This is a genomic window from Spirochaeta isovalerica, from assembly GCF_014207565.1.
Classification (GTDB): domain Bacteria; phylum Spirochaetota; class Spirochaetia; order DSM-2461; family DSM-2461; genus Spirochaeta_F; species Spirochaeta_F isovalerica.
In genome coordinates this window covers 1-1,003 of record NZ_JACHGJ010000034.1, presented here as the reverse complement: position 1 = coordinate 1,003, position 1,003 = coordinate 1, and the positions used below count along the sequence as shown (strand labels likewise).

Below are 1,003 nucleotides of genomic sequence, written 5' to 3'. Positions count from 1 at the left end.
CCCAGAATGATCATAAGCAGACCGATCTGACCGACTGATGAATAACCGAGAAGCCTTTTGGCTTTATTCTGTTTGATCCCCGCCAGGTTTGAGCCGATAAAGCTCACCAGTCCCGCAACAGCGATAAAACGCATGAAAAGGGTACCGCCCATGGGCAGAATCTTCGACAGGGCGTAGTAAGCCGCCGCTGCGCTGGCTGCGGAGATGATGCTGTTGATTCCCGCGGGAGCCGCATCATAGACATCAATCGCCCAACCGTTGGCCGGAAAGGGTTTCATTTCCAGCGTCATGGCGATAATGATCAGGAAGAGTGCGTACACGCCCCCTTTCAGCGCCGGAAGATTAGCTGAAGTCAGAGTGTCGATATTGAGCGTTCCGCCGAAATAATAGGCGAAGATAATTCCGATCAGGAGGAATCCCGAGATGAGTCCCGTGGCGATCATGTACTTGAATCCCGCCCCCAGAGCCTTGCGCTCCGAAGAGAGGGCTATCAAACCGGCCGTGGCAATGGAGGCGATCTCCAAAAACACGAAGAGGTTGAACAGGTCTCTTGTCATGATGATGCCGTCCAGTCCCATAATCAGGACGACGAAAACCGATATGGCGTGGTTGCCTTTCTCTTTCAGTTTGTCGAGCATATACAGTCCGCCGAGCAGACCGACCAGGTTGACCGCGAAAGTGAAGAAAGCCTCTTCGGTACCCATGCGCAGGTTTATGGAGAAGGGGGGCTTGAATCCCGCTGTGAAAATCTCCAGAGGCTGCTGACCCGAATAGAGGAAGGCGAATAGCCAATTGAACGAAAGAAAAGCCATAAACGCCAGAGCGGCGATCATGACCAGGAGGGCGAAACTTTTCCCTTTCTTAAAGAAACCGATAAGAAAAGCCGCACCCAGGCCGATGCCGATTATATAAATCGGATTGATTAATAGGGCGTTTACCATTTCAAGTCCTCATAGCTGCTGATATCCAGTGATTTCCCGTGGCCCTGCAGTTTAACCGCATA

At 51.8% G+C, this 1,003-nt stretch carries 1 protein-coding gene; it reads right to left on the bottom strand.

Annotated features, from left to right (window positions below; all coding sequences use genetic code 11):
• On the bottom strand, nucleotides 1–941 hold a 941-nt coding region (locus HNR50_RS22145), incomplete at its 3' end, for a proton-conducting transporter transmembrane domain-containing protein (RefSeq protein ID WP_221439969.1).
• Nucleotides 942–1,003 lie beyond the last annotated feature (62 nt).